We start from the raw sequence: 24,485 nt of genomic DNA on the forward strand, positions 1-24,485 counted from the left end.
GAGCTGCGCCGGTAATCATATTTTTTACATAATCTGCGTGACCGGGGCAATCTACATGCGCGTAATGACGTTTCTCAGTCTCATATTCTACGTGAACTGTATTAATGGTAATTCCTCGTGCACGCTCCTCCGGCGCAGAGTCAATCTGAGCATACGACCTCGCCTCTCCACCAAATTTTTTCGCCAATACCATCGTAATGGCTGCCGTCAATGTCGTTTTGCCATGATCCACATGACCTATCGTGCCAACGTTTATATGCGGCTTCAATCGCTCGAATTTACTCTTTGCCATGCTATATCCTTATCTTCACAATTATTTACTTTTATTGATAATTGCTTCAGCAACGCTTTTGGGTGCTTCTGCATAATGTTTAAATTCCATTGTATATGTCGCTCTACCTTGTGTTGCAGAACGCAGGATCGTGGAGTAACCGAACATTTCTGCCAAAGGCACTTCTGCTCTTATAATTTTGAAACCCATTGTATCATCCATGCCCTGAATCATGCCGCGCCTAGATGACAGGTCTCCAACAACATTCCCCATAAAATCTGCTGGTGTTTCCACTTCAACCGACATCATTGGCTCCAGAAGCACTGCATTAGCTTTACGCATACCGTCTTTAAACGCAATTGAGGCCGCCATTTTAAATGCATTCTCATTAGAATCTACGTCGTGGTAAGAACCATCAAACAACGCCACCTTAACATCCACAACCGGATAGCCGGCCAGAACCCCCGCTCCTAAGGCTTCTTGTAATCCCTTTTCAACGGCCGGAATATATTCACGAGGAACAACCCCACCTTTGATTTCATCAATGAACTCGAATCCTTTACCGGCTTCATTTGGCTCCATTCTCAACCAAACATGGCCATATTGTCCTCGACCGCCACTTTGCTTGATGAACTTGCCTTCTATCTCGATTTTTTTCTTAATAGCTTCACGGTAAGCAACTTGCGGCGCTCCGACATTTGCTTCAACACCAAACTCGCGCTTCATGCGATCGACAATTATCTCAAGATGCAGCTCACCCATGCCAGATATAATTGTTTGACCCGATTCCTCATCAGTTCGAACTCGAAATGAAGGATCTTCCTGTGCCAAGCGATTAAGAGCAATCCCCATTTTCTCTTGATCATTCTTGGTTTTGGGCTCAACGGCAACATGGATAACCGGCTCAGGAAATTCCATCCGCTCTAGCGTTACAACATGCTCGGTATCGCACAATGTATCTCCCGTGACGACATCTTTCAAACCTACCGCAGCAGCAATATCACCTGCACGAACTTCTTTGATTTCTTCTCGCTGATTAGCATGCATTTGCAATAACCGACCAATTCTCTCCTTTCGCCCTTTTACTGAGTTATAAACAGTATCCCCTGAAGTAACCACACCAGAATACACGCGAAAGAAAATCAACTGGCCCACATAAGGGTCGGTAGCAATCTTAAATGCTAAACTAGCAAATGGCTCATTATCAGTTGCATGCCGCTCATCTTTTTCCCCATTTTCTTTAGTTCCCTGAATAGCCGGAATATCTGTTGGAGCTGGCAAATAATCCACAACCGCGTCAAGCATTGCTTGCACACCTTTATTTTTAAAAGCTGAGCCACATAACATTGGCACTATCTCGTTATTCAGCGTACGCGCCCTCAACCCCTGCTTTATTTCCTCTATTGACAAAGCGCCTTCTTCAAGATACTTATTCATCAGCTCCTCGGAAGCTTCAGCAGCAGACTCCACCATCTTCTCATGCCAACTTTTTGCTTCACTCTTTAAGCTCTCGGGTATCTCGCGCTCCTCAAATTTTGTACCCTGAGTAGCATCATTCCAATGAATTGCCTTCATTTTTAGCAAATCGACTATACCTTCAAACTTGTCTTCAGCACCAATCGGCAATTGGATTGGCACGGGATTAGCTTTTAATCGCGTTTTAATCTGTTCCTGAACGCGCATGAAATTCGCGCCTGAGCGATCCATTTTATTTACAAAAGCAAGTCGCGGCACTTTATACTTGTTGGCCTGTCGCCATACCGTTTCAGTTTGAGGCTGCACTCCCCCGACCGCACAAAAAACTGTGCACGCACCATCCAATACTCTTAGAGATCGCTCTACCTCGATAGTAAAATCTACGTGACCGGGCGTGTCGATAATATTTATACGATGCTCTGGATAGTTACCCGCCATTCCTTTCCAAAAACAGGTTGTTGCAGCCGAGGTAATTGTTATACCTCGCTCCTGCTCTTGCTCCATCCAATCCATCGTAGCTGCACCATCATGGACCTCCCCTAACTTGTGAGATACTCCGGTGTAAAACAACACGCGCTCTGTTGTAGTGGTTTTACCTGCATCAATATGCGCCATGATTCCAATATTGCGGTAGCGCTCTATGGGCGTTTTTCTAGACATTAAATTTAAACTCTTAAATTACTAATTTAACCAATTTTTAATAATATGACTCTTTCTGATATGCCCCTATAAAGCATATTCATCTAAGACAAACTCTCTATAAAACCCTATCAAAACCGGAAATGTGAAAATGCCTTATTTGACTCCGCCATGCGGTGCACCTCTTCACGCTTTTTGACTGCCCCACCACGACCTTCAGAGGCTTCCATTAACTCGCCAGCCAGACGCACATCCATTGATTTCTCTCCACGCTTACGCGCAGCATCACGCAACCAACGCATCGCTAACGCACTACGCCGCACCGATCTTACCTCTACGGGGACTTGATAATTTGCACCACCAACGCGCCGACTTTTTACCTCAACCATAGGCCGGATATTTGCCATCGCCTGTGTAAATACCTCCACCGGATCCTTTCCAGTTTTTTTCTCGATTTGTTGCATAGCACCATAAATTATTCGCTCTGCGACAGATTTCTTTCCACCCGTCATCAAAACGTTAACAAACTTTGATATCTCAACATTATGATATTTCGGATCTGGTAATATTTCACGTTTTGGCACTTCTCTGCGTCTTGGCATTTACAAACCCCAAACTATCCTGGTTAACTTTAATTGATTTCCACTCATTCCCACCAACATGCTTCACTGAAAAATTATTCTATGATGCCTTAGGTTTTTTGGAGCCATATTTAGAACGTGCTTTCTTACGATCTTTCACTCCAGCAGTATCCAGGCTTCCGCGAACGGTATGATATCGCACACCCGGCAAATCCTTAACACGACCGCCTCGAATCAATATCACCGAATGCTCCTGCAAATTGTGGCCTTCACCACCAATATAACTTGCAACTTCAAACCCATTTGTCAATCTTACACGCGCAACTTTACGCAAGGCAGAATTAGGCTTCTTAGGTGTCGTTGTATAAACCCGCGTACAAACACCTCTCTTTTGCGGACACCCCTCTAATGCTGGCACTTTATTTTTTACACGCTTTGCTTTTCGCGGTTTTCTTACAAGTTGACTTATGGTTGGCATAATATTTTATTTCTCAATTAAACCCTTGTCTTATTCTTCATCACGATTTTAATGTTATGGGTAAACTACTTTATATTTAACCTATCTCTTGACTTGCTTTTTCCAAAGCTATTTCTCTTTTCTTCACTCGTGCATTTAATATTTGAAAAGAGGCGGTTAAAAAGACTGCGGATTGTATGGGTTTTATCGTTTCATGTCAAGAAAGAAAGGCAAGAATTACCTGACTTTCATTTATCAAAACACTCCATATTCAGTAGCAATTTTATTTATTATTTAGATTAGCAGCAAAATTTTCATAATAAATAATTCTGTTCCCTTCGGCTTGCTCAATATTTCTTTGAATATTAACCCAACCTTAAACTTTCATCTTGTAACACTCTGATAATTTCTCATGTCAATTCGCGTTCTATTATTTTTTCAAAGATTTTCTGAGTTGCGTAGCAATTCGCATCCTGAGTGCATTTAATTTGATAAATCCGGCGGCATCTGCGTGATTATATGCGCCACGATCATCTTCAAAAGTTGCAATTGCCGGATCAAATAATGAATCAGTTTTAGAATCACGACCAACCACTAACACATTGCCTTTATAAAGCTTCACCCGCACCCAGCCGTTGACATTAAGCTGAGATTCATCAATCATGGTTTGCAACATTTTTCGCTCAGGACTCCACCAATAGCCGCTATAAATAAGGGCGGCATAACGTGGCATGAACTCATCTTTTAGATGAGCTACCTCTCGATCCAAGGTGATAGATTCAATGGCACGATGAGCTCGCAACAGGATGGTGCCGCCTGGTGTTTCATAGCACCCTCGCGACTTCATACCGACATACCTGTTTTCAACCAGATCTAAACGTCCAATACCATGTTTACCGCCCAGTTGATTTAGCTTTGCGAGAACAGCCGCGGGCGATAACCTTTCTTGGTTCAGCGCTACAATATCACCACGCTCAAACTCTATGTCAAGATACTCTGGTTCGTCTGGCGCTTTTTCTGGTGCAACTGTCCACCGCCACATTGATTGTTCGGGCTCCTTTGCCGGATCTTCCAATAGGCGCCCTTCATAGGAAATATGCAATAGATTTGCATCCATACTGTACGGAGACCCAATTTGCTGCTTCATCTCAATTGGAATACCATGCTTTTTCGCATACTCCAAAAGCTTCTCGCGTGAAGTGAGATCCCATTCACGCCACGGAGCAATGACATGAATATTAGGTTTCAATGCATAATAACCAAGCTCAAAACGAACTTGATCGTTTCCCTTACCCGTTGCGCCATGCGATACAGCATCTGCCCCCGTTTCTTGAGCGATCTCTATCTGCCTCTTGGCAATGAGTGGTCTGGCAATGCTTGTTCCGAGCAAATATTCACCCTCATAGATAGCATTTGCGCGAAACATTGGAAATACATATTCTCGAGCAAACTCTTCACGTAAATCTTCTATATAAATTTCTTTAATACCAAAGCTTCGTGCTTTTGCACGCGCAGGCTCAATTTCTTCACCCTGACCAATATCAGCAGTAAAAGTTACAATCTCACATTGATAAACATCCTGCAACCATTTCAATATGACCGAAGTATCTAGTCCACCAGAAAAAGCTAGAACCACCTTGTTAATTTTATTCATAACAACAATACATTTTCCCTACAAATTAATTAAAGCATCCGCTTACTTAATTTCTACTTTTCCCAACAATAAATATTCCATTAACGCTTTCTGAGTATGTAATCGATTTTCTGCCTCATCCCAGACCACTGATTGCGGCCCATCCAATACCTCGGCCGCTACCTCTTCTCCGCGATGAGCGGGCAAGCAGTGCATGAATAGGGCATCCTTCTTGGCATAAGAGATCATTTCTTCATCAACACAAAAATCAGCAAAGGCATTTTTTCTGGTCTCTTCCTCGGCTTCAAAACCCATGCTTGTCCATACATCAGTAGTAACAAGATCAGCGTTTTTTACAGCATCATGCGGACAAAAAAACTCCTCATAATAATCAGTACCATACAATCCAGCACGCTCTGGCTCGACTTCATAACCGGGAGGAGTCGAAACATGAACATTAAAATCAAAAATCTCTGCAGCCTGCAGCCATGTATTGCACACATTATTAGAATCACCGATCCATGCCACTGTCTTACCAGCAATATTTCCACGATGCTCTATATAAGTAAAAATATCACCCAAAATTTGACAAGGATGATATTCATCAGTTAATCCATTAATAACAGGAACACGAGAATATTCTGCAAAACGTTCAATTATACTATGCTCATAAGTACGAATTATGACCATATCTACCATTCGAGACACTACCTGCGCCGCATCCTCCACAGGCTCGCCGCGGCCTAGTTGAGTATCCCGAGTTGAGAGATAAATCGCATTCCCACCTAACTGATACATCCCAGCCTCAAATGATAATCGCGTTCGCGTAGAATTCTTATCAAAAATCATCGCTAGAGTCCGGTCTGTCAGCGGCCAATATCGTCGGTATTGCTTGAACTCATTTTTAATCCAACGCGCTCGCTCGAACAAATATTCAAGCTCTTTACGGGTTAAATCGTTAATCTTCAGAAAATGCTTTATTTGCATAAAATAGTTGATTTAATTTGATGAACCAGGTCTGTCATGCGTGATTATATTCGCAGCTTGACTTGTCAAGAATTTATCAATAATTTCCGAAGAAATATCAACCACTTGCTCAGCTTCCACTTGATTCATTATCAGAGCAGGTAACAATCGCACCACTCTTTCCGAAGTGACATTAATCAATAGTCTATGTTTTAGAGCCTCCTTAACCAGCTCACTACAAGGCACAGGGAGTTCGATTCCCAGCATGAGCCCTTGACCTCGAATTTGTATCACATTCAGCCAATGAGCAAGTTTTTCCTTAAAACGCTCTCGCATAAAGCCACCCACTTGAACTGCATTTTGCATCAAACAGTCTTTTTCAATCACATCCAAAGTAGTTAGCGCCGCTGTACAAGCAAGTACATTACCACCAAACGTCGAGGCATGATTACCAGGCTTAAATACCTCTCCCGCCTCACCTGTTGCAATACAAGCACCGATAGGTACACCAGAGCCCAAACCTTTTGCTAGCGTCATAACATCTGGCATGATACCGCTATGCTGAAATGCAAACCATTTTCCTGTGCGGCCGATACCACATTGCACTTCATCGAGCATTAACAACCAGCCATTCTGATCACATAATTGGCGCAAGCCTTGTAGATAATTAATTTGCGGAAAATTGACTCCGCCTTCACCCTGGTAAGTTTCCACTAACACTGCTACGACGTGCTTATTGTTATCAGCAATCTGGGCAACCGCATTGAGATCATCATAGGGAACACGCACGAAACCAGCGAGCAAAGGTTCAAAACCAGCCTGGGCTTTACGATTACCCGTTGCAGTCAAAGTTGCCATAGTGCGACCGTGAAATGATCGTTCCATTACTATGATGGTAGGTAATTCAACTCCCTTATTGTGACCATATAATCTTGCCAATTTAATAGCAGCTTCGTTTGCCTCTGCTCCTGAATTACAAAAAAATACTCTGTCCATTCCCGACAAAGCAGCCAATCTACCAGCTAGCAATTCCTGTTTTTCGATATGATAAAGATTTGAAGTATGTATTAACATCCCTGCCTGTTTACACAACGCCTTGGTCAATTCAGGGTGGCTGTGCCCAAGATTACATACAGCAATTCCGCAAAGAGCGTCAAGATAACAATCATCACGATCGTCCCATAACCAGACTCCTTCACCTTTGATAAAAGTTACCGGAAGTCGCAAATAAGTACTCATCAAGTTTGACACAGCGCTACACTCTCGCAAGTAAGTTTTAAGAAAAAGAAAACAAATACGGCGGCATTTGCCGCCGTTAATCGATTAGTTACCTTACACTCAATCTATATTTACTTATTTAGTCAGCTTTTTCAAGGGGCCTTTTCGTTTTATGTTATTTTAATATGAAAACATTCTATGATCAGGATAATTAGGATATTTAATCTGCTCAATAATCTAAATTCATATATTCTGTCATTAAAACTTACTAATACTTTTATTAGCTAAGTTACAGCCAAGGCTTACAATGAAATAAATAAAGAGATGACATGCTAAAATATAATAACTAATGCTCTGACTCTCTTAGCAGGAAACCAATTTTTATAGCCATATCAAACTCTTCAGCTCAATCCATCAATAATGGATATGACGAGCTGAATTCCGAACTCAATAAAATCCATCAAAATGAACCAATTCGCAAAGGAAACCTTACCTATCAGTCTCGAAGAAGAGATGCGACGCTCTTATCTTGATTATGCTATGAGCGTCATTGTGGGACGTGCTCTACCTGATGTTCGGGACGGGCTAAAGCCAGTCCATCGGCGAGTTCTGTATGCCATGCATGAGCTCTCAAATGACTGGAATCGTCCCTATAAAAAATCTGCGCGCATCGTAGGCGATGTTATTGGTAAATATCATCCACATGGTGACACCGCGGTATATGACACAATTGTCCGAATGGCTCAAGATTTTTCTTTACGTTATATGTTAATCGATGGACAAGGCAACTTTGGTTCGGTTGATGGTGATAACGCCGCAGCCATGCGTTATACCGAAATTCGAATGTCGCGTATCGCGCATGAATTACTTGTCGATCTTGATAAAGATACTGTTGATTTCGGGCCTAACTATGATGGTTCTGAGCAAGAGCCACTCATTTTTCCAGCAAAGATTCCTAACTTACTCATCAACGGTTCTTCCGGAATTGCAGTAGGCATGGCAACCAGTATTCCGCCACACAATCTACAGGAAGTAATCGATGCCAGTCTTTTGTTACTTAATAATCCGGAAGTCAATATAGATGCGTTAATGGATCATATTCAAGCACCTGATTTCCCTACAGCTGGCATTATTTATGGGACAGCAGGTATAAGAGATGGTTACCATACTGGGCGAGGCCGGGTAATCATGCGAGCTCGTACACATTTTGAAGACATCGATAAAGGTAATCGCCACAGCATCATCATTGATGAATTACCTTATCAGGTAAACAAAGCCAATTTACTTGTACGCATCGGTGAATTAGTACGTGATAAAAGAATCGAGGGTATTTCTGAATTACGAGATGAATCTGATAAATCAGGCATGCGTGTAGTCATTGAGTTGAAGCGCGGCGAAATCCCAGAAGTAGTCTTGAATAATCTGTACAAAGAAACTCAGATGCAAGATACCTTCGGGATGAACATGGTAGCCCTGATAAATGGTCAACCTCGCCTATTGAATCTAAAGCAGATTTTAGAAGCATTTCTGCGTCATCGGCGTGAAGTAGTAACGCGCCGCACCCGCTTTGAATTGAAGAAAGCACGTGAACGTGGACACTTGCTCGAGGGCTTAGCGGTCGCATTATCCAATGTAGATGAGATTATTGCACTCATCAAAGCTGCCCCCACACCTGCCGATGCTAAAAGAACACTCATGTCTAGAGTTTGGCGCTCCCGGGTGGTAGAAGAAATGCTCACGCGAGCAATGATCGATGCACAAGCTTTTCGTCCAGAAGGATTAGCAGCTGAATTTGGTTTATTCGATCAAGGTTATCGCCTATCTGATACACAAGCCCAGGCGATCCTCGATCTTCGCCTTCAACGCCTTACCGGCTTAGAACAAAATAAAATTACTGATGAATATAGAGAAATCATCGATAAAATCATTGACCTTCTTGATATCCTCGCTAATCCCCTGCGAATTACTGCTATTATCTCGGAAGAGCTCACCAGTATAAAGCAGCAATTTGGGGATAAACGTCGCAGTGAAATTGTCATTGATACCCAAAATTTAAACACAGAAGATTTGATTGCACCAGCCGATGTCGTCATTACATTGTCGCATGCAGGTTACATCAAATCACAGTTGATGGATGATTATCGAGCTCAAAAACGTGGCGGGCGCGGGAAATTAGCGATAACTACTAAAGAAGATGATTTTATTGACAATATGTTCATCGCTAACACCCATGATTATATACTGTGTTTTTCCAGCCTAGGGCGCGTATATTGGGTGAAGGTTTACAATGTCCCTCAGGGTAGTCGATCTTCTCGAGGAAAGCCCATAAATAATCTGCTACAGTTAGAAAAGGATGAAAAAATCAACGCAGTATTATCGGTAAAAATATTCGATGACAATCGTTATATTTTTATGGCGACTGCTTTCGGCACTGTTAAAAAAACACCCTTGTCTGAATTCTCACGGCCACGCAATAATGGAATAATTGCAATCGATCTCGATAAAGATGATTATCTCATCGGTGTCGCATTAACCGAAGGAAAACATGATGTCATGCTGTTTTCGGATAACGGCAAGGCCATGCGTTTCGACGAAAATGATGTTCGACCAATGGGGCGCAGTGCGCGTGGTGTGCGCGGAATGAAGCTCGGCGCTGGCCAGAAAGTGATTTCAATGCTTGTCGCTGAGAACGAGGAATTAGCTGTCTTGACGGCCACCGAAAATGGATATGGCAAACGTACTCCGATCAGCGAATATACTCGCCATAACCGTGGCACCCAGGGCATGATCGCAATCAACACTGGAGCACGTAATGGCAAAGTGGTAGCAGCACAACTCGTCAAACCAGATGATGAAATCATGCTGATCACAACAGGTGGTGTATTGATTCGAACCCGTGTCAATGAAATTCGTGAAATGGGCCGGGCCACTCAGGGTGTGATACTCATTAACCTAGATCAGGCAGAAAAACTTGCTGGACTCGAAAGAGTGATTGAAACTGATGAAACATAGGATCAACCTTTTTATAATTGAGAGACCGCAGATTTAAACTGAAATAATCCAGAAATCTACCGATGAACACAACCTATAACTTTAGCGCCGGACCAGCTGTATTACCCAAAGAAGTACTCGTACGAGCTCGTGATGAAATGCTAGATTGGCATGGCAGCGGCATGTCTGTCATGGAGATGAGTCATCGCGGTGAAGAATTCATGTCCATCGCCGCCAAAGCCGAAAGAGATTTACGCGAACTAGTGAACATTCCTGATCATTACAAGATACTTTTTCTTCAAGGGGGGGCTTCCAGTCAATTTGCCATGGTGCCAATGAACCTTCTGCATGAAAAAAAGAGAGCTGATTACGTCAACACTGGGCAATGGTCACAAAAAGCTATTGATGAAGCAAAAAAATATTGCACGGTTCATCTCACTGCTTCAGCAGAAGATGCGCATTTTACCTATGTCCCTACACTCGACCAATGGGAAATTGACCCTGACAGTGCTTATGTTCATTACACACCCAACGAAACCATTGGCGGAGTGGAGTTCAACTGGGTACCCGATCTCACACAAGTGAAAGGTGGGAGAGCTGATATTTCCCTGATAGCGGATATGTCTTCCAATATTTTGTCACGACCGCTAGATGTCACGCCGTTTGGGCTCATTTATGCTGGCGCTCAGAAAAATATCGGTCCAGCTGGGCTTGTAGTTGTTATCGTACGCGAGGACTTACTAAGTAGGCCGCTAAATGGTACTCCGACCATGTATCATTATAAAACTCATGTAGAGCATCACTCCATGTATAACACACCACCTACCTACCAAATTTATATCATGGGTCTTGTGCTTGAGTGGCTGAAACAAAAGGGGGGATTAATAGCCATGGAGACGATCAATATCTCTAAATCCAAATTGCTTTATGATTTCATTGATTCTAGTGATTTCTATCAATGCCCTGTTGCTAGACCTGACCGGTCACGGATGAATATTCCGTTTACACTGAAAGATGCTGCGCTTGATAATGAATTTTTAAAGCAAGCTAAGGCGCAGGGATTACTCCAGTTAAAAGGCCACCGTTCTGTAGGTGGAATGCGCGCTTCAATCTATAACGCCATGCCCTATGAAGGCGTCATGGCTCTGGTTTCTTTCATGAAAGAATTTGAGAAGATCTATGGTTGATCAGACGCAAAGAATTTTTAATATCCTCACGCTTAATCAAATTTCAGCAGTTGGGTTGAAGCGTTTTCCCTCAGATCATTACCATATCGGTAGTGATTTAACTCATCCCGATGCCATTTTGGTACGTTCGCACAATATGCTGAACATGGACATACCCAAAAGCGTTATCGCAATTGGGCGAGCCGGCGCTGGTACCAATAATATTCCTGTTAACGAAATGAATTGCCGTGGTGTTCCAGTATTTAATACACCTGGTGCTAATGCTAATGCAGTCAAAGAATTAGTATTAGCCGGTATGTTAATAGCAGCACGCAATCTGATTCCTGCATTTCGTTTTGTGGAAAGCTTGCAAGGTGATGATAAAGTTTTACACAAGCAGGTTGAAGATCACAAAAAAAAATTCTTGGGAGTAGAATTGCCCAAACGGACGCTTGGCATCATTGGTTTAGGCAAAATTGGACGGCTTGTAGCAGATGCTGCCATAAAGCTTGGCATGAAAGTATTGGGGTATGATCCAAAAATTACTGTTGAATCTGCCTGGAGTCTCTCTTCAGAGGTACAAAAAGCCCACAGTATCGAAGATCTGTTGCGCCACAGTGATTTCATTTCGTTGCACGTGCCTCTAATGGATTCTACTTATCATCTCATCAATGATGAGATGATACGCTATTTAAAACGAGACACCATACTTCTTAATTTTTCCCGTGATGCAATTGCTGACGAAGATGCAGTGCTCGCTGGCATCATGAATGGTAAGATTAAATACTATGTATGTGATTTTCCAAGCCAAAAATTACAGCATCATGAAGCAATCATTACATTACCTCACCTGGGCGCATCCACTCAGGAAGCGGAAGAAAACTGTGCGATAATGGTTGTTAATCAATTGATGGATTATCTACAACACGGCAATATTATTAATACGGTTAATTTTCCGGATGTAGTGATGGAACGAGGATCACCTTACCGGGTTGCAATTGCCAACGCCAATGTTCCCAATCTTTTGGGCCAAATATCAACTTGCATGGCTAATGCGGGACTGAATATACATAATATGACCAACAAGTCTCGTGGTGAAATGGCCTATACCTTGGTAGATATAGACAGTCCAGTATCAGAAAATGTGATTGAGGATCTTTCTAGAATCACGGGCGCCTTACTGGTACGCTATTTACCCATTCTGGCAGAAAATTCAGACTAATATTGATTTCCCATGACTGAACAACTCAAACAGTTGCGAGATAGAATCGATTCGATTGATAGCGAATTACTCAAACTCATCAATATGCGTGCTGAGTTAGCACAACAAATCGGACATCAGAAGAATGGTGTCACCTACCGTCCTGAGCGCGAATCTCAGGTATTGGCACGTCTACAGCAGTTAAATCCCGGACCACTCACTAATGAGCATATCACACAATTGTTCATAGAAATCATATCGGCTTGCCGGGCGATGGAAGAGCCCTTGAGTATTGCTTATCTTGGCCCTCAAGGAACTTTTTCTGAAGAAGCTGTAACCAAGCGTTTTGGCAGCACCGTGGCAGCTCTAGCCTGCAATTCGATTGATGATGTTTTTCGCAAGGTAGAATCAGGTACTGCTAGCTATGGTGTTGTCCCTGTGGAAAACTCTACAGAAGGTGCTGTCGGACGGACTATGGATTTGTTATTACAAACCTCACTCACTGTATGTGGTGAAATAGAATTGCCAGTCCATCAGTGTTTGATAGCGCAACAAACGGATCTAACAGTTATTCAAAAAATTTACTCCCACCCACAATCATTTGCGCAATGCCTTGGTTGGCTGAACAAACATTTACCCAATTTGCAAGCCATAGCACGCATTGATACCGCAAGCAATGCTGATGCAGCTCGAATAGCTGCAGCAGACAAAAATGCTGCCGCTATTGCGGGAAGAAAAGCTGCTGACGTGTTTGGTCTTAAGATCTGCGCCAAAAATATTGAAGATGATCCTAACAATACCACCCGATTTCTAGTTATTGGCACACAACAAGTTTCTGCCTCTGGCAAAGATAAAACTTCAATTGTCACGTCGACAAGCAACCGACCTGGCGCCATCCATGAACTATTAGCCCCTTTTGCTCGCTATCAAGTTAGTATGAACCGGCTAGAATCCCGGCCTTCCCGTAGAGGACTCTGGGAATATGTATTTTTTATCGATATAGAAGGCCATCAACAAGATGAGAACGTTGCAAAGGCACTTGAGGAAATTCGTAATAAAGCAACTTTCCTTAAAATACTTGGCTCATATCCATCCGCGTAATAATTTGATCTATTCTTGATCCTGGTAATTTTTTTATTTCAATATTGTTTTTATGAAACTTTGTGAACTTGCACCAGAATGTATCCGAGCTATACACCCTTATCAGCCAGGTAAACCCATTTCAGAACTGGTACGAGAGCTTGGTCTGGAAAAATACGGTGTTATTAAACTTGCATCCAACGAAAATCCACTCGGAACAAGCCCACTGGCTATGGAAGCAATGATTAGCGCACTCCAAGAAATTGCTCGATACCCTGATGGAAGTGGTTTTGAGCTAAAAAATGCCTTATCAAAACACTATGGCGTAAATGTCGATCAAATTGTACTAGGGAATGGCTCGAATGATGTGCTGGAACTCGCTGCTCGTATCTTCCTGAAACCTGGTGCTTCAGCTGTTTATTCACAACATGCCTTTGCAATTTATCCATTACTGGCACAGGCACTAGGAGCGCATGGTATAGCCGTTCCTGCCAGACTTTATGGTCACGATCTAGTTGCCATGCTCAATGCCATCACACCAGAAACACGCATCGTCTTTATCGCTAATCCCAATAATCCCACAGGCACGCTCTGCGATGCTGATGACCTATTACGCTTTCTTGAGCGGGTTTCACCGGACGTCTTGGTCATTTTAGACGAAGCTTACGATGAATATCTGCCTGAAGCTAATAAAGCCAATAGTATTTCGTGGTTAAGAAAATTTTCAAATCTATTAATTACACGTACCTTTTCAAAAGCATACGGCCTAGCAGGCATTCGGGTAGGGTTTGCGCTGACTCATCCTGATTTGGCAGATTTAATGAACCGCATCCGCCAACCGTTCAACGTCAATAGCATTGGATTAGTCGGAGCGCTCGCTGCATTACAAGATATCGAATTTGTCAAACGCTCCTATACGCTTAATCGGGCGGGCATGCTGCAGATTACCAATAGACTGCGCCAATTGGGAGTGGAATATATTCCCTCCTACGGAAACTTCATCAGCTTCCGCGTGAGGGGTGATGCTACCAATACCATTAAGACCTACCAAAGCCTACTTGAGCAAGGCGTTATTGTACGTCCACTGGGTGTTTACGACATGCCTCATCATTTAAGGGTTACTATTGGACTGGAAGATGAGAATGAGAAATTCCTGCATGCTTTGGAACAAGTATTGAAAACCTCTCTCTGAAGATCAATATCCGGAATTATGACAATCCTAAAATCCACCTAAAGGTACGTACCCATGACATCTCCCCTCCTGCAGAAGCTTATTGTCATTGGCGTCGGTTTGATTGGAGGCTCCTTTGCATTGGCATTGCGTCAGGCAGGAATAGTCAAGCACATCGTTGGCGTCGGACGCAGCCAAAAAAATTTGCAGCGTGCGCTTGAGCTGGGCATCATTGATGAAGTAGCGAATAACCCAATATCTGCACTGAAAGACGCAGATTTTGTCCTGCTTGCCATGCCCGTAGGTCAAACCAGCAACATCATGGCTCAGATTGCTCCTTTTCTGGAGTCAGGCACGATTGTCTCTGATGTAGGAAGTACCAAACAAGATGTAATATTTGCTGCACGCACGCATCTTGCTCAGCATCTCACTCACTTCGTTCCATGTCATCCCATTGCCGGAACTGAATTCAGTGGCGCTGAAGCTGCTAGTACTCATTTGTTCTGCGATAAACATCTGATCATTACCCCTTTGGCAGAAAATGATGACCAGACAATTAACCTAGTCTCAACTCTCTGGCAGCATTGTGGTGCAAAAATCTCTTGCATGGCTGCAGATCAGCACGATCGGATACTTGCCATTATCAGCCACTTGCCACACATTCTGGCGTTTACGCTCATGAATCATGTTCGAACCAACATTGAAGATAAACCAGAAGAAGTATTGCGCTTTGCGGGCAGCAGTTTTCGTGATTGCACTCGCATTGCAAGCAGTTCGCCGGAAATGTGGCGCGACATTTGTCTAGCTAACCAAGAATTGTTACTTAAACAGATTGATGCTTATCAGAATGAGCTAACCAGTCTGCGCACTATTCTAGCAAACAACGATGGAGGAGCACTCGAAAAGGCATTTGCGAATGCTCGCCAAACACGGCAACAATGGCTAAAAAACTATTAGATTTCCAAGCAACTGCATTATGGAGCCACTTTCCTGCAAGCTTACTCTGCAAATATAGACAAATAAGCAGCTTGATCGAACTTCCTGTTGAAAAGATAGTCTTTTAATCGTTTATTAATCTTAATTCAAGAATAAAAAAACACCTATGTGTCGACATCTGATTACATTTATCGCTTTCGCCGTATCTCTTACATCCTTTAAGGAAATTAACGCTCAACAACCCAATGTGGAAGTACCTGCTGGTTTAACTAAAATCACGACAGTTGAAGGTATCTCTGAATATCAGCTTACCAATGGGTTACGCCTACTGCTTGCTCCGGATAACTCACTCGATTCGATTACCGTCAATGTTGTTTACCTCGTTGGTTCCCGTGACGAAGGTTATGGCGAAGCAGGAATGGCGCATCTGCTTGAACACCTTTTATTCAAAGGAACTGAGCAATTTTCCGACATTAAAAATGAATTTACCAAACGTGGGGCCCGTTGGAACGGCACTACTTCTTATGATCGCACCAATTATTTTGAAACCTTTACCGCCAGTGCGGATAACCTTGACTGGGCGCTCCGCCTAGAAGCTGATCGCATGGTCAATTCACGTGTAGCAAAATCGGATCTCGATAGCGAAATGACTGTGGTGCGCAACGAATTTGAAGCCGGTGAAAATAGTTCTTTCAGCGTGCTATCTGACCGCATGACTTCAGCAGCTTATTCCTGGCATAATTATGGCCGCTCCATTATTGGTTCACGCTCAGATATCGAAAATGTACCGATTGAGCGATTACAGGCTTTCTATCGCCACTACTACCAGCCAGATAATGCTGTGCTTGTAATTGCCGGAAAATTCGAGGAGGCTGAAGCATTGAAAATGGTGGCGCGTCATTTTAGCCCTCTTCCACGTCCGACACGTAAACTGCAAAAAACTTATACCGTCGAGCCAACGCAAGACGGTGAACGCATGGTTAAGTTACGTCGCGTGGGTGATACCCAGATTGCTGCCACGCTTTACCATCTTCCTTCTGGCGCACATCCTGAATATGCTGCGATTGATCTACTCGTCACCATCCTCAGAGAAGTTCCTGGTGGTAGATTGCACAAAGCGTTAGTAGAGCCTAAACATGCAACCACTGTTCTAGGTTTTGATCGACAGTTGCGGGAAGCAGGTTATGCTTTTTTCAGCGCAAATCTACGACCAGACATGCCGCTGGATACTGCACGTGATGTTCTGATCGATACCGTTGAATCGCTCACTGATCACCCGATTACTGCCGAAGAGCTTGAGCGCGCTCGTACTCGCCTACTAAATGAGATTGAGCAACTACTTGTCGATACAAGCAAATTGTCCATCACGCTCACTGAATTCATTGCCATGGGTGATTGGCGATTATTGTTCCTGCATCGCGATCGCATCAAACAAGTAACACTTGATGAAGTACAGCGTACCGCTAATAGCTATTTCAAACCAAGCAATCGCACACTAGGCTTATTTATACCTACTTCGACTCCTGACCGTGCCGAGATACCAGCAACTCCCAATATAGCCCGTATGCTTGAAGGGTATCGCGGTGATCCCAGCATTAATACTGGAGAAGCCTTTGATCCCACGCCCGCAAATATTGAAGCAAGGATCATTCGTACTACCCTGCCTGGGGGCATGAAGCTCGCAATGGTACCCAAGAAAACCCGTGGCAGTACAGTCGTAGCATCACTTTTACTCCATTGGGGTGATGAAGAAACTACGCAAAACCGTGCCACCGCATGTAACATTGCTAGTTCGATGTTAATGCGAGGTACGAAACACCATACTCGTGAAGCATTACGTGATGCACTCGATAAACTAAAAGCACAGGTCAAGGTTAATATTGAAGGTGTTTCCATCGAAACTGTCCGTGCAAACCTACCCGATACACTAAGACTGGTTGCCGAAGTATTGCGTGAGCCGACTTTCCCTGAAAAAGAGTTTGAACAGCTAAAGCTCGCCATGCTGTCATCCATTGAAAGCAAGCGAAGTGAACCTAGCGCGCAGGCAAGCTTGGTCATAGAGCGTCATCTTGCCCCTTACCCTGCTTCGCACTGGCACTATACACCTACATTAGAAGAGCGTATTGTGCGCATCAATGCATTGACTCTTGACGAAGTAAAGCAATGCCACAGTGAGCTATTTGGTGCTTCAGACAGTGAATTTTCTCTCGTGGGTGATTTTGATCCGGAAGAAGTTACCCAGCTCTTGCAGCAGCTTTTTAGTGACTGGGATAATCCACACCCCTATCAGCGTATTCCTGTGCTCTATCAAGACATTACACCCATCAATCATGATATTGAAACACCTGATAAGGCCAATGCTGTATTCCAGGCTGGTATGAATCTAAAGTTGCGTGATAATCATCCTGATTATCCTGCTTTGATTATAGGCAACTATCTTCTTGGTGGTTCGGCCGACTCAAGGCTATGGCGGCGCATCCGTGAACAAGAAGGCTTATCCTACAATGTCGCATCGAGCCTCTCAGCCAGTGCTTTTGATGAACAAGGCGAATTCAGTATATATGCCATTTACGCGCCAGAAAACCGTTCACGGATTGAGTCAGCCATGAAGGAAGAACTGGAACGCATAATGAAAGAAGGTTTTACTACAGAAGAAGTTGAGACAGCTAAGGCTGGTTATCTGCAAGCACGGCGCATTGCTCGCGGGCAAGACAAAGCACTTGCAGAACGTCTGGCTAATTACCTGACACGCGAACGCACCATGCAATGGGATATCGAGTTTGAAACCAAGATCGCTGCGCTCACTCCAGACTCGATTCTCGCTGCACTACGCAAGCATCTCGATTTCAACAAGCTGACAATTATAAAAGCGGGTGATTTTTCCAAAATCACTACCGTCACTGCTTCACAATAACTTCAAACGGTCTCAGCAATCGTCATGATGCAATTATAAATATAATACTCGGAGCCAGGAAATCTACTGCGCTCCGAGCAAGCGGTCGGGTATACTTTTTTTGCACTGCATCGTATCCCCACACTCATTTATTAAAACCTTCTCTCGCGACACCCAACCTGGGTTCTGGTTCACTCGCTGCAAAATCGAGTTCTACTTTTGCACCATCTGGGTCGTGACAAAAAAGTTGCCACGTCTGTTGCTCTATGAGCCGGTGGAGTTTGAATGCAATATTATGAAAGTTTAGTTTGTCCACGACTAACTGGAGATTGGATGCAGTAAACGCCATGTGATCAATGACACCCTGTGACTCTGCTGGTAAAGGCCGGCCTGCGATGATGTGTAGAATGGCCTGATCACCAGAATACAGCCAAGCCCCTGAAAAAGGAAAAGGTGGACGATAACCTTCCGTTAATCCAAGCACGCCAATATAAAAAGCCTTGCACTTTTCCAGATCGCTGGTCAGCACTGTAAAATGGTTCATACCCTCGATTGCCATTTTGATTCCCTAAAATTCCTCAATCTTGATAGCGTAATTAACACAACATTTGCCAAATTAAAAATCATGCGACCTTATTCCATTTCGAAATCAAACATGACGCGAAGGCGAGCCGCAGACAGTATAAATAATACGGCAAGGTGAAGCCGACAAGTCAGTTTTGATTTCGAAATGGAATTAACAATTGACTGATGAATTATTTAGTCTAAGCCAAAACAAAACATAATGGCTAATTTCGTCACTATATTATCAATATATGACAAAAAAACTCAATGTCACCTACAAAAAATATGGTTTGACAGCTAGTCGGAAAACGCATTCGAGGTAAATAATGATAGGCAAAACTAAGCGAAAAAAGCGGAGCTTATATTTGATAAATGAGCATTTTGAGCCTGTTTTTAACGCGGCAGCGGTAACGTAGATAGTATTTTAACAACCTGTGAAGGTCAAAGTTGATACCAGACATTACAACACGCTTTGAGATTGAAGGGATTGATATAGAACCAGTGTCTTTTGAGCATCGTAATCAGGCCAAACTGAACGATGTTGCTATTAATGAATCAAGGTCACCAACCGCTGCAAAAGTTTTAGCAACTTCTGTCAGTGGAATTGCAGTGCCTAACTGCTTTTCGACTTGGATCAACGAAAAAATTCCGCATACCATAGATGTGCCATCGATATTTTCTTCATAATTAACGTATGCTGGCACCCAGCATCACATAGACTAATTCCATTTCTAAATCAAAACTAACTTTGTCGGCTTCACCTTGCCATATTATTTATACTGTCTGCGGCTCACCTTCGCGTCATTTTAATTTAGAAATGGAATAACAATCCTAGCAATCACATGCCCGACTTTGGCATGCTACACTTCCTTGATAGGAATCGCTTCTAAGCAGTCGAGGGGTGTCATGATATTTGAAATTAGAATTTACTATGTTTCACACGTGTTCCTGAACGGAGAGCAACGGTTGCCCACCAAGAATATCGGAAGCGATAATGACCCCTTGCAGAAGGTGATCATCATTTAATATAGACAATGAGCGGGCCTGCCTTTGCCTCATATATGCATTGGTTGATTCCATCATTGCATGTGGATCAATCTCAGCGACATGACTGTGCCATCAATTAGTCATAATTTCGAGCACTGGTGATTCCATTGTCACAAGTTTAGGCAATTGCAACAATAGCTAAGTATTCTTAGTCATAAAACGAATAACAAGCTGTTCCAGAATAGAAACAAAAGGCGGTCAGAAACTCTAATAATTTATTATTTCAAAAATCTAATAAATACTGCTGATATGCCTGAAAACGAAGCCTCCAGCCCCTTCTATCTTTTGAAAGCCGAGGATGTCTGTGCGTTGCTTGAAGTTAATCCAACAGATGGATTAATGTCTGAAGAAGTCACACTCCGTCGTCAAAAATATGGCACTAACGACATTATTGAAATGGTGGGACACCCCTGGTGGCGGATATTGCTGAGTCAGTTCACTGATTTCATGATTGTCGTACTTATTGTTGCCGCTGCCGTGTCTGGAATAGTAGGAGAGCTTCCTGATGCGATTGCAATCATAGTCATCATCATTCTGAATGCACTGATTAGCTTCATACAAGAATTTCGCGCCGAGCAAGCAGTCATTGCCTTGAAGCAGATGGCACACACCATAGTACGTGTACGACGCGATAAGATCACACATTTGTTAGCTGCGGCAGAGCTTGTTCCAGGCGACATCGTGTTATTGGAAGCTGGCAATATGGTACCAGCAGATATTCGACTGCTAGAAGCGATAGATCTTGAAGTTGACGAATCGGCGCTAACGGGTGAGTCTTTGCCGGTGCACAAAATCATTGCTCCGCTTAAGGACAAGGATGTTATTCTTGCTGAGCGTCATAATATGCTGTTTCGCGGTACCCTAACCACACGCGGCCGTGCAACTGGGGTAGTGACAGCAACGGCCATGCAAACAGAGTTGGGTGAAATCGCCGCCATGCTGGGCAGCGAAACAAACCAGAAAACACCGATACAAAAGCGTCTCGAAGTATTTGGGCGCAAGCTGGCATTATCAATCATAGCGATTTGTACCATTATCTTTATAGCTGGCTTATTGCAAGGGGAAGATAGGATAATGATGTTTCTGACTGCAGTCAGTCTCGCCGTTGCAGCGATTCCCGAAGCGTTACCAGCGGTTGTAACCATTGCGTTTGCGCTGGGTGCACGTCAGCTGGTACGTCAACATGCACTGATACGGCGCTTGCCTGCGGTGGAAACTTTAGGATCAGTTACCTTTATTTGTGCCGACAAAACGGGCACGCTGACCCGAAACGCCATGCATGCCGAGCTATTCTATATAGCTGGCGTTGAATACACCACACTCGCGTCTCGTGATGATATTCCATCAGAAATTAAAATCTTCATCCAGGCATTGGCGCTGAATAACGATGTAGAAAAAAACCCGGCAGGCAAATTGATCGGAGACCCGACTGAGATTGCGCTGTTACAGGCAGCGCTCGATACCGGTATCGATAACACAACGCTGAGCAAGTCATGGCCACGTATGGCTGAAGTCGCGTTCGATTCGAGCAGAAAATGTATGACCACTTTTCACCAGGTTAATGAGCAGTTACTTGCCTTTACCAAAGGCGCCCCTGAGCAGGTTCTGGAACATTGCACGAGTGATGCTCATGGGCAATTCAGCCGTGCCGCTATCCTTGATGTTGCAAACCATTGGGCCACACGGGGTTATCGAGTTATTGCCTATGCTTACCGCTATTGGCCAGCGCTACCTGAACCCTTCGGTGCTAATAATGTAGAACAACAGCTAACGTTTCTCGGGTTGGCAGGGCTGATGGATCCACCTCGAGATGAGGTACCGGCAGCCGTCCAGGAATGCTATCAAGCCGGTATCAAACCCGTCATGATTACTGGCGATCATCCAGCGACTGCGCGTGCAATCGCAGAACGAATTGGCTTAGTGCATGAGCACGTCGACGTTATCACGGGGAAACAGCTCGAACGGCTCACTGATGAGCAATTAAGCGATCGGGTAAAACATACGCAAATTTATGCGCGGGTATCACCACAGCAGAAAATACGGCTAGTACAACTATTACAGCAGCATGGTGAATATGTCGCTATGACCGGAGATGGGGTAAATGATGCCCCAGCTTTGAAAAAAGCTGATATCGGTATCGCCATGGGCAAAAAAGGTACGGATGTTGCCCGTGAAGCCGCTGATATGGTGCTGATGGATGATAATTTTGCCACGATAGTACGTGCTATCCGTGAAGGACGACGGATCTATGACAATATTCGCAAGTTTATCAAGTATGCGATGACTGGTAACTCAGGTGAAATCTGGACATTGTTTCTGGCACCGATGCTCGGTTTGCCGATACCGCTACTCCCCATTCATATATTATGGATTAATCTGGTAACCGACGGTTTGCCCGGTTTAGCATTGGGTCAAGAGAAAGCGGAAGAAAATATCATGCAGCGCCCACCGCGTCATCCGCAAGAAAGTATTTTTGCACATGGTATGTGGCAACACATTTTATGGATCGGATTGTTGATTGGTGCCCTGTCATTGTTTACTCAAGCATGGACCATTCAAAATAATATCGAAAACTGGCAGACAATGGTCTTTACTGTTCTAACGTTTTCGCAGTTGATCCACGTCTTGGCGATCCGCTCGGAAGCACAATCGTTGCTTACAATCGGATGGTTGACAAATCGAGCTCTAATTGGCGCTGTATTGCTAACCATTCTGCTGCAGTTAGGCGTAATTTATATTCCTGTGTTTAACAGTATTTTTAATACCGCGCCATTATCGCTAGAAGAACTCCTATTCTGCTGCACAGTACCGTGGTTAGTATTAATCGCGGTGGAAGCGGAAAAATCGCTGGTACGGCACGGCATGATCTATCGTGATTCCAATTGATGCTGTTATGTCTATATCAGAATGAGGCATGATTTTTTGCTGATATCTCTTTTTCTAGGCAGTGTTTCGCTAGCGTTTAATTTCCACTCCTTTGAGTAAATGACGTGCGTGCTGATAAGCCAGCGCTGCCAGGGCGAGATCTCCCAAAGCCAGGCCGCGAAATATAAAAGCAGTTTTCTCATCGTCAGAGCAGCGTCCAGTAATGTCACCATTAACCAGCCCTGCCAGATCACCACTCACTAGCTCGGGATCAACCAAAGGTGTGGGCATTTGCGCTTCCTGCTCGATATCATCAATAATGATGCGGTCAAACGCGGGCATACTGTCTGTTAACCACGAAGCAGCCAAGTCTACCACTGTCGTAAATGCGCCTGGCTTCAGCCAGCGTGCATCCAGAAAGGGTATAAGCTCGGGCGAAAGCGTGACAGTCGAGATTACCAGATCAGCATCACTCACCGCTTCGCGCGCACTCTTGCTGGCGACTGCCAATAGGCCCAGCTTTTCTGCTGCCTGACATAAAGCTTCCCGGTTTGCGCTTCCGCGACCGAATACCCGAATTTCCCTTAAAGGAAACAAATCAGCAAAGGCTTGTAAATGGCTGCGTGCCTGAGTACCACAACCGATAAATGCAGCGGTGGAAGCATCCATCCTTGCCAGCCGCTTGGCTGCCACTGCACTTAGCCCTGCCGTGCGCACTGCCGTAATCCAGTTACCATCCATGACAGCCAACGGCAACCCTGTATCACTATCGAGCAGAGTAACCAATGAATTAATGTCTGGCAGACCCTGCTGCCGATTGCGTGGATTGAGAATAAGTGCCTTCACAGCAAGAAAAGGGGGATCATCAGCCGCGGACAGCGTCGCCATCATATATCTGCCATCCGGCGGTGTAATGACAGCCTTCGGCGCATTCCAGACCTTGGATTGTTTGCGTCCTAGCAAAAGGTGCTCAATACTTTCGATGACATCTTTTGTAGTGAGCGCCAGGCTCTCAAGTGTCTGGCGAGACAGATACCATAAGCTATCAGGATGTTCCATTCCTATTATCTATTTTCATTACCTTGAAATCTACAATGACTGGGCTACGGTAGGCACGAGCATATATAGCACAACCAGATAATTTTGATTATAATTTAAAGATGGCCTATTCACTGGATTTCCGCCGTAAAGTCCTGTCTGTTAGAGAGAAAAAAGGACTTACGATAGCCGAGGTGGCGGCCCGGTTTGATGTTGGCGTGGCGAGCGTGACGCGTTGGGTTAAGAACATCCATCGTAAACCTCAAGGGTTTCGCCAACGCAAGATTGATCT

19 protein-coding genes are annotated in these 24,485 nt (G+C 44.0%); 10 read left to right on the plus strand and 9 right to left on the minus strand.

The genetic code is table 11. From position 1 onward, the window contains the following. The 7 genes from BM122_RS15155 to BM122_RS15185 form a co-directional block, all read right to left on the minus strand. Positions 1 to 292: GTP-binding protein (locus BM122_RS15155; RefSeq protein ID WP_256212102.1), on the minus strand; the 292-nt coding region annotated here is incomplete at its 3' end. Positions 293 to 313: 21 nt separating this feature from the next. Beyond that, positions 314 to 2,407: an elongation factor G gene (gene fusA / locus BM122_RS15160; protein WP_074906458.1), complete on the minus strand. Its 2,094-nt coding sequence runs from the start codon at positions 2,405 to 2,407 to the stop codon at positions 314 to 316. 110 nt (positions 2,408 to 2,517) lie between these two features. Beyond that, positions 2,518 to 2,988 carry a 30S ribosomal protein S7 gene (rpsG, locus tag BM122_RS15165; protein ID WP_046851111.1) on the minus strand — a complete coding sequence of 157 codons (471 nt, stop codon included), beginning with the start codon at positions 2,986 to 2,988 and terminating at the stop codon, positions 2,518 to 2,520. 79 nt (positions 2,989 to 3,067) lie between these two features. Beyond that, entirely contained in the window at positions 3,068 to 3,445 is a 378-nt protein-coding gene (gene rpsL, locus BM122_RS15170; RefSeq protein WP_074906459.1) for a 30S ribosomal protein S12, read from the minus strand. A 409-nt stretch (positions 3,446 to 3,854) separates the two neighbouring features. After that, entirely contained in the window at positions 3,855 to 5,078 is a 1,224-nt protein-coding gene (locus BM122_RS15175; protein ID WP_074906461.1) for an argininosuccinate synthase, read from the minus strand. Positions 5,079 to 5,120: 42 nt separating this feature from the next. Further along, complete coding sequence (gene argF, locus BM122_RS15180; RefSeq protein WP_074906462.1) at positions 5,121 to 6,044, minus strand: ornithine carbamoyltransferase; 924 nt, start codon at positions 6,042 to 6,044, stop codon at positions 5,121 to 5,123. A gap of 12 nt (positions 6,045 to 6,056) precedes the next feature. Beyond that, positions 6,057 to 7,274, minus strand: a complete 1,218-nt coding sequence (locus tag BM122_RS15185) for an aspartate aminotransferase family protein (protein ID WP_177198158.1) — start codon at positions 7,272 to 7,274, stop codon at positions 6,057 to 6,059. 432 nt (positions 7,275 to 7,706) lie between these two features. On the opposite strand from BM122_RS15185, the gene gyrA reads away from it, so the two are divergent. From gyrA to BM122_RS15220, 7 genes are all read left to right on the plus strand, one after another. Next, a complete protein-coding gene (gene gyrA, locus BM122_RS15190) occupies positions 7,707 to 10,253 on the plus strand; it encodes a DNA gyrase subunit A (RefSeq protein ID WP_074906465.1) in 2,547 nt (848 codons plus the stop codon). A gap of 62 nt (positions 10,254 to 10,315) precedes the next feature. Beyond that, the gene (serC, locus tag BM122_RS15195) at positions 10,316 to 11,419 is read left to right on the plus strand and encodes a 3-phosphoserine/phosphohydroxythreonine transaminase (RefSeq protein ID WP_074906467.1); all 1,104 of its coding nucleotides are present in this window, start codon (positions 10,316 to 10,318) and stop codon (positions 11,417 to 11,419) included. Next, the gene (locus tag BM122_RS15200) at positions 11,412 to 12,620 is read left to right on the plus strand and encodes a phosphoglycerate dehydrogenase (RefSeq protein ID WP_074906468.1); all 1,209 of its coding nucleotides are present in this window, start codon (positions 11,412 to 11,414) and stop codon (positions 12,618 to 12,620) included. Before serC ends, BM122_RS15200 begins: the two co-directional genes overlap by 8 nt. 12 nt (positions 12,621 to 12,632) lie before the next feature. Then, positions 12,633 to 13,700, plus strand: coding sequence for a prephenate dehydratase (gene pheA / locus BM122_RS15205; RefSeq protein WP_074906470.1), 1,068 nt, complete (start codon positions 12,633 to 12,635; stop codon positions 13,698 to 13,700). 52 nt (positions 13,701 to 13,752) lie between these two features. Next, complete coding sequence (gene hisC / locus BM122_RS15210; protein WP_074906471.1) at positions 13,753 to 14,871, plus strand: histidinol-phosphate transaminase; 1,119 nt, start codon at positions 13,753 to 13,755, stop codon at positions 14,869 to 14,871. A 54-nt stretch (positions 14,872 to 14,925) separates the two neighbouring features. Next, a complete protein-coding gene (locus BM122_RS15215; RefSeq protein ID WP_074906473.1) occupies positions 14,926 to 15,807 on the plus strand; it encodes a prephenate dehydrogenase in 882 nt (293 codons plus the stop codon). Positions 15,808 to 15,952: 145 nt separating this feature from the next. Next, the gene (locus tag BM122_RS15220) at positions 15,953 to 18,700 is read left to right on the plus strand and encodes a M16 family metallopeptidase (protein WP_074906474.1); all 2,748 of its coding nucleotides are present in this window, start codon (positions 15,953 to 15,955) and stop codon (positions 18,698 to 18,700) included. Positions 18,701 to 18,824: 124 nt separating this feature from the next. On the opposite strand, the gene BM122_RS15225 is transcribed toward BM122_RS15220, so the two are convergent. Next, entirely contained in the window at positions 18,825 to 19,238 is a 414-nt protein-coding gene (locus BM122_RS15225; RefSeq protein WP_074906476.1) for a VOC family protein, read from the minus strand. A gap of 452 nt (positions 19,239 to 19,690) precedes the next feature. Between BM122_RS15225 and BM122_RS22565 the strand changes: the two genes are divergently transcribed. Together BM122_RS22565 and BM122_RS15235 are read left to right on the plus strand one after the other, a co-directional pair. Continuing rightward, the gene (locus tag BM122_RS22565) at positions 19,691 to 19,930 is read left to right on the plus strand and encodes a hypothetical protein (protein ID WP_143083469.1); all 240 of its coding nucleotides are present in this window, start codon (positions 19,691 to 19,693) and stop codon (positions 19,928 to 19,930) included. 609 nt (positions 19,931 to 20,539) lie between these two features. After that, positions 20,540 to 23,176 (plus strand): cation-translocating P-type ATPase, encoded by a 2,637-nt coding sequence (locus BM122_RS15235; RefSeq protein WP_074906478.1) that lies wholly within the window; start codon positions 20,540 to 20,542, stop codon positions 23,174 to 23,176. Between the two features lie 69 nt (positions 23,177 to 23,245). Here BM122_RS15235 and BM122_RS15240 read toward each other — a convergent pair whose 3' ends face one another. Next, positions 23,246 to 24,214: an ornithine cyclodeaminase family protein gene (locus BM122_RS15240; RefSeq protein WP_074906479.1), complete on the minus strand. Its 969-nt coding sequence runs from the start codon at positions 24,212 to 24,214 to the stop codon at positions 23,246 to 23,248. A gap of 101 nt (positions 24,215 to 24,315) precedes the next feature. On the opposite strand from BM122_RS15240, the gene BM122_RS15245 reads away from it, so the two are divergent. Further along, positions 24,316 to 24,485, plus strand: a 170-nt coding sequence (locus BM122_RS15245; protein ID WP_143083316.1) for an IS630 transposase-related protein, incomplete at its 3' end; no start/stop codon positions are given.

It is taken from the genome of Nitrosomonas communis (assembly GCF_900114745.1).
GTDB lineage: Bacteria > Pseudomonadota > Gammaproteobacteria > Burkholderiales > Nitrosomonadaceae > Nitrosomonas > Nitrosomonas communis_A.